The 9,991-nt window shown below is 47.7% G+C and carries 12 protein-coding genes; 4 read left to right on the forward strand and 8 right to left on the reverse strand.

Annotated features, from left to right (window positions below; translation table 11 throughout):
• Positions 1 to 14 precede the first annotated feature (14 nt).
• Together sufB and sufA are read right to left on the reverse strand one after the other, a co-directional pair.
• Positions 15 to 1,499 carry a Fe-S cluster assembly protein SufB gene (gene sufB / locus AB1E22_RS21725; protein ID WP_367597287.1) on the reverse strand — a complete coding sequence of 495 codons (1,485 nt, stop codon included), beginning with the start codon at positions 1,497 to 1,499 and terminating at the stop codon, positions 15 to 17.
• Positions 1,500 to 1,507: 8 nt separating this feature from the next.
• Complete coding sequence (gene sufA, locus AB1E22_RS21730) at positions 1,508 to 1,876, reverse strand: Fe-S cluster assembly scaffold SufA (RefSeq protein WP_367597288.1); 369 nt, start codon at positions 1,874 to 1,876, stop codon at positions 1,508 to 1,510.
• A gap of 422 nt (positions 1,877 to 2,298) precedes the next feature.
• Here sufA and iraP point away from each other — a divergent pair, with 422 nt between their 5' ends.
• A complete protein-coding gene (gene iraP / locus AB1E22_RS21735; protein ID WP_367597289.1) occupies positions 2,299 to 2,634 on the forward strand; it encodes an anti-adapter protein IraP in 336 nt (111 codons plus the stop codon).
• Positions 2,635 to 2,763: 129 nt separating this feature from the next.
• On the opposite strand, the gene AB1E22_RS21740 is transcribed toward iraP, so the two are convergent.
• The 4 genes from AB1E22_RS21740 to AB1E22_RS21755 form a co-directional block, all read right to left on the reverse strand.
• Positions 2,764 to 2,925, reverse strand: coding sequence for a hypothetical protein (locus AB1E22_RS21740; RefSeq protein ID WP_367593603.1), 162 nt, complete (start codon positions 2,923 to 2,925; stop codon positions 2,764 to 2,766).
• Positions 2,926 to 3,106: 181 nt separating this feature from the next.
• Positions 3,107 to 3,607, reverse strand: a complete 501-nt coding sequence (locus AB1E22_RS21745) for a GlcG/HbpS family heme-binding protein (protein WP_367593604.1) — start codon at positions 3,605 to 3,607, stop codon at positions 3,107 to 3,109.
• A 101-nt stretch (positions 3,608 to 3,708) separates the two neighbouring features.
• A complete protein-coding gene (locus AB1E22_RS21750; protein ID WP_367593605.1) occupies positions 3,709 to 4,323 on the reverse strand; it encodes a response regulator transcription factor in 615 nt (204 codons plus the stop codon).
• Complete coding sequence (locus tag AB1E22_RS21755) at positions 4,323 to 5,645, reverse strand: sensor histidine kinase (protein WP_367593606.1); 1,323 nt, start codon at positions 5,643 to 5,645, stop codon at positions 4,323 to 4,325. The genes AB1E22_RS21750 and AB1E22_RS21755 overlap by 1 nt, the downstream gene beginning before the upstream one ends.
• 313 nt (positions 5,646 to 5,958) lie before the next feature.
• Here AB1E22_RS21755 and AB1E22_RS21760 point away from each other — a divergent pair, with 313 nt between their 5' ends.
• The 3 genes from AB1E22_RS21760 (at position 5,959) to AB1E22_RS21770 (ending at position 7,470) form a co-directional block, all read left to right on the forward strand.
• Complete coding sequence (locus AB1E22_RS21760) at positions 5,959 to 6,324, forward strand: type II toxin-antitoxin system RelE/ParE family toxin (RefSeq protein ID WP_367597291.1); 366 nt, start codon at positions 5,959 to 5,961, stop codon at positions 6,322 to 6,324.
• Positions 6,324 to 6,614, forward strand: a complete 291-nt coding sequence (gene nadS / locus AB1E22_RS21765; RefSeq protein WP_367593607.1) for a NadS family protein — start codon at positions 6,324 to 6,326, stop codon at positions 6,612 to 6,614. The genes AB1E22_RS21760 and nadS overlap by 1 nt, the downstream gene beginning before the upstream one ends.
• 424 nt (positions 6,615 to 7,038) lie before the next feature.
• Positions 7,039 to 7,470 carry a hypothetical protein gene (locus tag AB1E22_RS21770; protein ID WP_367593608.1) on the forward strand — a complete coding sequence of 144 codons (432 nt, stop codon included), beginning with the start codon at positions 7,039 to 7,041 and terminating at the stop codon, positions 7,468 to 7,470.
• A 49-nt stretch (positions 7,471 to 7,519) separates the two neighbouring features.
• Here AB1E22_RS21770 and AB1E22_RS21775 read toward each other — a convergent pair whose 3' ends face one another.
• Positions 7,520 to 8,944, reverse strand: coding sequence for a restriction endonuclease subunit S (locus AB1E22_RS21775; protein WP_367593609.1), 1,425 nt, complete (start codon positions 8,942 to 8,944; stop codon positions 7,520 to 7,522).
• Positions 8,944 to 9,991: N-6 DNA methylase (locus AB1E22_RS21780; RefSeq protein WP_367597290.1), on the reverse strand; the 1,048-nt coding region annotated here is incomplete at its 5' end. The genes AB1E22_RS21775 and AB1E22_RS21780, both read right to left, overlap by 1 nt.

The following is a 9,991-nucleotide window of genomic DNA, read 5'->3' on the forward strand; positions in this document are numbered from 1 at the left end:
TTTTCCCTTAATTCTTATCCGACGCTGTGTTCGAGGCTAATGGCTAATAGTTTTTGTGCTTCCACCGCAAATTCGAGCGGCAGTTCCGAGAACACATCTTTACAAAATCCATTGACTATCATTGAGATAGCATCATCCTGAGCAATCCCACGTTGCAGGCAGTAAAACAACTGGTCTTCGCCAATGCGCGACGTTGTGGCCTCGTGCTCAAGCTGAGCGGTATTGTTTCGGCATTCCACGTACGGGAAGGTGTGCGCCCCGCTATCCGGGCCAATCAGCATAGAATCACACTGCGTGAAGTTACGGGCGTTGGTCGCGGTCGGCATGATTTTCACCAAGCCGCGATAGCTGTTCTGACTGTGCCCGGCGGAGATCCCTTTGGAGATAATCGTCGATTTGGTGTTTTTGCCGATGTGGATCATCTTGGTACCGGTATCTGCCTGCTGATGGCCCGCCGTCAGCGCCACGGAGAAGAACTCGCCGATGGAGTTATCCCCGCGCAGGATCACACTCGGGTATTTCCAGGTAATCGCCGAGCCGGTTTCAGACTGCGTCCAGGACATTTTGCTGTTCGCCCCTTCGCACAACGCACGCTTGGTCACGAAGTTCAAAATGCCGCCAGTGTTGCCATCGCCCGGGAACCAGTTCTGTACGGTCGAATATTTTACTTCCGCATCTTTATGGATGATCACTTCCACTACCGCCGCGTGAAGCTGATAGCTGTCGCGAACCGGAGCTGAACACCCTTCGATATAGCTGACGTAGCTGCCTTCATCCGCCACCAAAATAGTGCGTTCGAACTGACCGGTTTTCTCGGCGTTGATACGGAAATAGGTCGAGAGTTCCATCGGGCAACGCACGCCTTTTGGCACATAGATAAAGGTACCGTCGGATGCTACTGCGGCGTTGAGCGCGGCGAAGAAGTTGTCGTTACTCGGCACCACGGTGCCCAAGTACTTTTGCACCAGTTCAGGGAACTCATGAATCGCCTCGCCAAACGAGCAGAAAATAATGCCCTGTTCGGAGAGTTTTTCACGGTAAGTAGTGGCTACAGAAACGGAGTCAAAAATCGCGTCCATGGCGATGTCCGAGCCTTCGCGAACCGGCACGCCAAGCTGCTTGAACGCCTCTTCAACTTCACCGGTCAGATACGCATTGCTGCCAGGCTGCTGGACAGCACCGGGCTGCGATTCACAGTTGTCATCACAGCTTCCGCACGATGGCGCGGAGTAATAACTGTAATCCTGGTAGTTCAGCTTCTCGTAATTCGCCTTCAACCAGTGCGGCTCTTCCATTTCCAGCCAGGCACGATAAGCGCTCAGACGAAATTCAAGCATCCACTCCGGCTCATTACGCCGCGCAGAGATCGCCCGCACCACATCTTCATTGATGCCATGCGCCATTTCGTCGGTTTTCAACTGGGTGAAAAAGCCTTCTTTATAATGATGGCTACCTGCCCAGGTTTGCACTTCTTCAGACGTTTCAGTATTACGTGACATAATCCCGCCTACACCCCAAAGCTTTCACCGCAGCCGCATTCGTGCTGTGCTTTTGGGTTGTTAAATTTGAAAATTTCATTTAATCCTTCGCGCACATAATCGACTTCCGTTCCGTCGATAAACGGCATCGCTGATAGGGGAACCCACAGTTTTGCGCCGTCTGTTTCAAAAAGGAGATCTTCCGGCTTCGGCTCTTTAACCGTATCCAGTACGTAACCAAACCCCGCGCATCCGGTCTGTTTAATGCCCAGACGCACACCGAGAAAGCACGGTTGTTGGCTTGCCAGTTTGCGAATATGTGCCGCCGCATCAGGGGTTAGCGTTAATCCCTGCCAGACATGTTCATTGGGATCGAAGCTACCGGTTTGCACATCCATAGTTCACCTCTTCATGTTTTCCGCCCAAAGGCCAACGCCCTATGTTAATGATAACTATTATCAATACAACATCCTGTTAACAGGGGTATTCGCGAAATGCTGCATTTTTGGGCGTCTTTATTAAGGATAGACCCTGCTGAAACTCTTGCAGGGGGTGAAATGTGCTATTTAAGCTGATGAAAGAAAGGGAGTTTATTTCGTTATAGAAAGCTTAGCGGGTAGAAAAGAGAAGATGTATAGAAAATACCAATTTATGTAATCAGTGGTTCCTGCTAGCGCGGTGATTTTCGCCATCAATACATACAGCACACTTGTTCAATCAGGGAGTGGTATGCAGTCACAACATAAGCTATTTTCATTTTCATCAAACAAACCTCACCCTTATTTTACTAAGGGCTTATCTGACTAGAAAAAGGTCTTTTATGAAAAACTTGATATTGGGTGTGATAGCAAAAATTTCTAAAATGGATGCTGAAGCCAAGCAACTGGCTGCAAAAGTTGAAGCTCAGTCTTTGCTTATCGGGGCACTATTACTGACCATTGGTAAAAATGGCGGTATGAATGAAATGCTTGAAAACGTCAGAAAAGCAATCAACGCAGCTTTAGATGCGGCTGATACCCCCTTGAAGAGCGACGCTGAGATATTACTGAATGAATTCAATAATCTTCTTTTGTTAACGCAACTGCTGGAAACAAATGATGCAGACATTGATATTGACGCTCTGAGAAGCATGCCTGGAGAAAAAACGGCTGAGTAAGTTTAGGTGTAAAATATCTGAGGGCATGAAAATATCTGGTAAGGCATGCCCACAGTTCATTGAATTTAATTTCGCCAATAACCATATACAAATGAAGGATATTTAATTCACCATTGCAGTTGGTAAGCCTTAATACCCTGCAGCTTTGTTAGCCGCTTTTATACGATTATCTCTGGCGTCTTTTTGGTTTTTATCAGTCGCCTGCATGATTCCACCAGCGGCCTCCACCCAGTCACTCGCTGTACACCCGGATAATATCAGGCTCAACATAAGCGCGAAAATAGACTTCATTTTAATTCCCTAATTTCCCATCAATGTATAAAAAACGTCCGTGTAATACTCAGAGTATTTGACGCTCAATATTTTATTTTGACAAAAAATTTTAACATGGGCAAAGGGGAATATTTTCACTGTTGCTTTTAGCCGTCACGTTGCAGGTGAAAATATGCCTGCAACGTGACGAAAATCTTTATCAGGATGCGTTGAGGACTGCTTTATTCGCCTCAAGAGCATCAACCGCACATTGCTGATCCAAATGACCGCCCGGCGCACCGCCAATACCAATTGCGCCGATAGTCTGATTATCGACTTTAACCGGTACCCCACCCCCTAATAGCAGGAAGCCTGGAATGTCACGCATATTCTGCGCACCGGCGTTATCCTGCGCACTCTTCATAACGTCGCCAGTGGCATTTCTGGTGGTCAGAGCGGTATACGCTTTCATACGGCTGGCTTCAACGGTATGAGGGCCTGCGTTATCCATGCGTTTTACTATTTTCACAACGCCTGCACGGTCCACAACGGTTACCGCAACATTGTAGTTTTTGGCGCTACAAGCCTGAATGGCGCTTTGAGCGAGCTTATCGGCAAACTCCAGTGAGAGATTTTTTTCAGTCAACACGCTGCTGGCAAAAGCGGGCATTGCTACGGCGCTACTGAATAAGGCTGCCGCTAACAAGATGGATTTTTTCATGGTTTCTTCCCTCAACTCGGAGTGTTTAATTTACAGGAGTTACGGTAATCAACTATTGAAGACGAAACTATTCGGGCGAATACCTGGTAAACCAGGTAATTTTACGTAGTCCCTTTAAGACCGCCATAGATTTTAATCAGCTTAGCTAGCGAGTTAATTTCCAGCCTGGCAAATAAACTGGCGCGATGCGCTTCGACAGTTCGTGGCGACAACGAAAGATCTCGCGCCATCTCTTTGTTGGATTTTCCCTGAATAATCAGCGCCATGACTTCCTGTTCGCGGGCTGAAAGTGTTGCCAGTTTCGCCTGTAAATCAGCCTGGCTTTCCCGTTGTTGCTGGCTCTCTTTTTGCTGTTCCAGGGCGGCACCCACCGTTTCAAGCAGCAAATCGGCGTCGATGGGTTTGGTCAGAAACTCAAAGGCTCCGTTCTTAAATGCCCGACGGCAAAGATCGATACTACCGTGTCCCGTCATCATGATAACCGGCAAGGTACTGCCCATTTGCTGCCAGTTTTCCAGCAGCGTAATGCCCGATTTTCCCGGCATCCGAATATCCAGCAGCAAGCAGCCGTTCAGGCTTTGCAAATCAGGTTCAGATTCCTGAAAGCGTTGCACGCTATCGTAGGTTTGCGTCTCCCAGCCCATCGTTGCCAGCAGCGCACTTAACGAAAAGCGTATTGCTTCGTCATCGTCAATAAGATAGATACGTTGCCCCATTACGCCCCCTTTTGAGTAAGTGGGAAAATCACCGTAAAACATGCGCCTCCGGCGGCACTGTTTTCAGCCTGAATGCTGCCATTAAGCCGCTGAACTAAGGTTTCGGTCAGCGCCATTCCAAGCCCAAGCCCCTCTTTGCGGGTCGTGAAGAAAGGCATAAAAACTTGCTCCAGCGCCTGTTCGCTCAGCCCTGGGCCGCCATCCGTTACCGTCAAAATGATACTGTTTGCGGTTTCGCTAGCATTGATCTCGACCCAGGCTTTCCCCTGCGCTATTTGCTGCTGCGCCTGAATCGCATTATTGAGCAGGTTATGGAATATCTGCTCAATCCCCAACGGAGAGGCTATCAGCGGTGGCAGTGTTTCAGGAGTGTGATTAATCACTGTGACTTTACCGCGCTCAATTTCATTTCCTAAAAGTATCACCACACGGTCCCAAACCTCCCGCAGGTTAACTGGCTGTAAGGGCTGCTCCTCGCTATTCAATTTTTCCCGGAACGCCAGCAACAGCGCGCTGATTCGTTTTGTTTGCATAACTGAAGCATCAAGCAACGGTTGTGCTTTTTCGGCCTGCTGATGGGCAATAAGCCGTTGTGCCGTTTGTGAATAACTGAGAATAGCGGTGAGCGGCTGATTTAGCTCATGCACCATCCCCGCCGCTATCTCACCCATCGCATTCAGGCGCGCCAGCTCTGAAAAGTGAGCGCGTAAATCGGCGATATTGCGCTGGCGTTTGGTCATCTGATATTGAGTATAAAAGTAGATTGCCGCCGCCCAGAAGCCGCCCACCAGGACCAGCATTAACCAGGGCAAGCCTCGCCAGTCAGGATTATTGGTTACCGCAAGATTGAGTGGTTGAGAAGGACTTGCCACCTCTTTCTCCCAGCGCCACCAATCCCCTTTCCCTTCAGCGCCCTGAGTCAGAAGCGGTGTACCTCGCCAGCTTAAACTAAAGTGGCGAAATTTCTGCGTACGGACGAAATCAGCCAACAAGGTAGGTAAATCAATGAGTAAAGAACCTTGCGGTGAATTTATCCAGTACGTTCCGGCTCGTGCGGGATTAATGTCCGGGCGCGGCGGTTCATGAGGCTTAGTTTGCCAACGTAAAATATAGGGGAACTTTTGCTGCACAACCGCCGGGTCGCTGCTGTTAGAAAGCAGCGCGAGAATGACATCGTTTTGCGAAAGCTTAACCGTGATATCACGATACAGAATCCGAAACTCCGCGCTTTGTTCCTCATACTGCTGATTCAACGCGTAGAAAACCACACCGCCGCCAGACAGCACGGTAAGGGTCAGCCAGATGAGTACCTTTTTGAACATTGAGTCCCTATTCTTATCTTTCACCGCCAGGATTTACCCAGCCAGATTCACGCTTGTTTTCCAAACGTTAGCAGAAATGCCTTCGTTCGTCTCACCCGCCATGATGCATATAAAGATGAAAATGAATTATTTGCGAGGCGCTTTCCACAAACCTTTTAAGCACATTTTTTTACAGTGCCGATAAATTTAAAGTCACCCGTGCAAATTGATACGGTATCCAAATCAACACCAAACTTCGTACTGTGTACGAAAAAAAACGATTGACACTCGCACACAGTACGATTAAAAATAGACCGCAAGGACAACGCGCATGATGGAATATTTTGAGTTTGTCGAAACGCCAACATTTGTCAGGCAGCGCGAAGGTTTGCTGGATGATGACACCTTCCAACAGCTTCAGGAGTATTTGATCAGGCAACATGTGGTCGGCGACACAATAAGGAACACCGGGGGCTGCAAGAAACTCAGATGGAATCGCCCCGGTACAGGAAAACGTGGCGGCGTGCGGGTTATCTATTACGCAGTGACTTCCAAAGGCCGGCTTTATCTGCTGACGATTTACGCAAAAAACGTCAAGGACGATATGACGGAAGCGGAAAAAGCCGTATTCAAGCGGTTAACGGAACATCTGGATCAGGCATTATCAATTCTTCATCACGAAGATTTAAGGACAACATGATGGATAAGCAACTTTTCGAAGAACTTGTGCAAAGCATGGAAGAGATGGTGGCTATTGAAAAAGGCGAAATGCAGCCAGCACGAGTCCATCGCCACGCAATTCCCAATGTAAAAGCTTTACGTGAAACCAGCGGTTTAAAACAAGAAGAGTTCGCCCAGGCGGTTGGCGTGAGCCCCTCTCTGGTACAAAGCTGGGAACAAAAGCGTCGAATTCCTTCCGGGCCATCACTCAAAATATTACTGATGCTGGAGCATAATCCGGCGGTGATTAATGTGCTGCTGGCGCTTTAATGTATTTACCAATCATTCTTCATGATTATTATTCGGCGCACATTGATTAGTTCCAGACGGCTATTTTTCAGTAATTGCAATAATTGAAAGTATTTTGCGAGCGGCTTTCAAAGTGAAGAAAGCTACTCTTTTTTGGTAATGGGTTAGCAATATATTTTATACGCACCTGCAAAATCAGGTGCCAGGATTGGCGTCCTGAATCTTAGTAGAGACACATGCATTTAATTCTTATGCATGTTTAGCTCCATTACTTCATAGCGATCGGGTTATACTCGCGTTGCAAGTAGTAATGGTGAGCTGGATGGGGGCATCATGAGATGCGCCGATGTCTGCTAAGGTCGGTACGCCAACCCTATCCAGCCCACCACCAGCGAACTTGGCGTTTCCTGCGGTGGTTTTAAAACGCTTAGCAGAGAACATCCGTATGAAATCTTTATTTTCGAATCCAGTAGTAATCAGCACCAAAAATCTCGACATTATCGATCTCGCCGAACGCTGCGAATTATTAGCCGATATACTGATTGATAGCGAAACCCCAGCCGAATGCAAAGTGCTTTGCCAACATCTTTATGCCCATCTGGATGCGTTAAAAGAGAATCTTGATAAACCATTGTCTACCGCACTTATCGAGCAATTATCTGTCAATCATCCATCAGAATTCCCCGCTTCCCAGGTGTTTGCGGATTCCGATGATTTATGTGATTACAGCCAGGCGCTAACGCACGTGCTTATCTGCCATGCGTTATCACGACAAACGTCACAGCTAATCAGCGGGCTGTTGATGAGGCTGGTCAATACTCTGGTAGATGATTTGAAAACGCCGCGATTCTTGCGGACTCAGGTTCAAATGGCGTAGCAGTCACTCGAGCAAAGCTCTCTGCCAGGCAGAGAGCTTTCAGCCAAAGTCACACCTTCTTCTTAGGTTTCTTCGTTTGCGCCGCACGTTCCGCTTTGATTCTTTCCAGTAAAGCAGCGGCGCTGTTTTCCCCGCTGATTAAATCCGGATTGTCTTTGCGCCACTGTTCGGTCAATTCACCGCGAAACGCTTTAGCCAGAATCGACTGAGTAAGGTTATTGACGCGCTTTTGTGCTTCAGCCACCTGCTTTTCGATATTGTCGGCCCAGGCAAACAGTTTTTCGACTCGTCTAAGAATTTCTTTCTGCTCAAATTCACCTGGTAATACCACAATTAGATTTTTTAGATCTTTAGGAGATAAATTTGGCTGGAGCGTTTCTGACAACTTATCTGAAACTTGAACTTTGAAATAATCAGACTGGAATAGTACTTCAAAAAAATATTTCTCAGTAGAATTGGAGAAACTAAATTTACACACTCGTTGATTTAAAACCCCCACGGGTTGTCCCTCAGGGTATCTACATACTTTTAATGTATCATTAGTTATTGGTCGCGTCAGAGCCATTAAGACATCACCAGGTTTTATTTGATATCGTTCAAATTGCGTGAGATATGGCAACGGAAGGAACTGTTGATTTTTTATTTCAAAATCCCCATATTGTACATTCGATATTTTTATTACTGGCACGCCATCAGAGTCGTTAAACTCCGTACTTTTAAATGCATTCCCTGATATAATACTACATGAATCACTCAAGACTTTAACTTTCCAATTAGTAGAGAAACTCGTCGAAATATTATATTTTGAAAGATTGAGATTCACACTATGATAAGTATGACTACCCCTCCAGTCAGCAGTTAATCTGCCACTCACCGCAGCACTCAGCACCGCCTGACGGAAACGTTTTAGGCTTTGCGGGATTTGATCGAGACGGGTTTTGATACTGTCGACTAGGGCTATAATAACATCGAGCTTAGCCGTAATAACTTTCTGCTCCTCGTAAGGAGCGAAAGGGATAACCAGCGACTCAATTGCTTTACCAGATATATTTGGCTGCGCCCCACCATAAGCAATTTTTAATATATCACTTGATAAATATGATAATAAATAATTTCTGTATGTAATGTTTCCATATTTTTCAGCGCAGAACATCAGCTTACCGACACGTTGATTTTGAAGTGCAGGGATTTTGTCTATAAATAGACCAAGTTTTCCTGTCGTTGCACCTGACATTGCAATCAACAAATCACCCTTTATAATTTCGAACCCAACTGGTGCATTTTGGACATGGACAGCTTTTTCCGATGTTGCAACACTACCATCCAGATCTGATATTCTTATCACCGGATAGGTAGTGTCACTGGGCAGCACATAATCATTGCTTTTAAAAGCGAACCCGTTTTTCAAATACAAATATTCGCCTAAATCCGTAGCCACCCACCCATCAGGCAAATTCCCAAATGCCTCAGCCATCACTTCCCTTCCCCCAACAGCTCATCCAACAGCACTTTCTGCGCATCGGCTTCGTCGCCTGCGCCCAGCTCGCGCATTAGCGCGTCCAGCTCACCGATTGCCTGCACCAGCTCGCTCATCGCTTCTGCGGCTAAAACGCCCGGTTCTGGCAGGTTGGCGGCATCTACGCTGCTGTCATCTTTCAGCCAGGAGATATCCAGTGAATCGCCTTTAGTATCGCGGATCCAGTCGCGAGTAAACTTGCGCCAGCGGCTGGTGGCAAGTTTGTCGGTAACGTCTTTGTTTTCTTCGCTGTCTGGCGCTTCAATCTCTGCGGCGTTAAAGCTCCATTCGCCTTCTTCGCGCGGGCTTTTCTCATAGACGCTTTCAAACGGTTGCAGATGTTTTTCGGTAAACGGTGTGCGTTTACCAAAGCTCGGCATATTGGTACGCAGGTCGTAAACCCAGACGTTTTCGGTGCAGTTTTCGCTCTGTAATTTGTCGGTGGCGCTGCCTTTGGTGAAGAAGAGCACGTTGGTTTTCACGCCCTGGGCGTAAAAAATGCCGGTTGGCAAACGCAGGATGGTGTGCAGGTTGCATTTGTTCATCAAGTCGCGGCGCACGCTGGTGCCAACGCCCGCTTCAAACAGCACGTTATCCGGCAGCACGACGGCGGCGCGGCCACCCGGTTTCAGGTTGCGGTAAATGTGCTGTAGGAAAGCCAGTTGTTTGTTGCTGGTGGAATACGTCAGGTCGTCGCGCGTGATGCTCGCTTCCCCGCCTTTTGACGTACCGAACGGTGGGTTCGCGAGGATGATATCCGCGCGCGGTAAGCTGGTGCCCGCCATTCCCAACGCGTTGCCCTGGTGCACCACGCCTTCGTCGTCCCCTTCCATGCCGTGCAGTAAACAGTTCATCAGCGCAAGGCGGCGGGTAGATGGCACCAGTTCCACACCGACATAAGCTTTATTTTTCTGGAAGGCTTTGTCTTTGGCCGACAAATCATAAAGATCGTCGGTTTGTTCTTTGATGTACTGATCGGCAGCAATCAGGAAACCCGCCGTCCCA

It is taken from the genome of Buttiauxella gaviniae (assembly GCF_040786275.1).
In the GTDB taxonomy this organism is placed as follows: Bacteria; Pseudomonadota; Gammaproteobacteria; order Enterobacterales; family Enterobacteriaceae; genus Buttiauxella; species Buttiauxella gaviniae_A.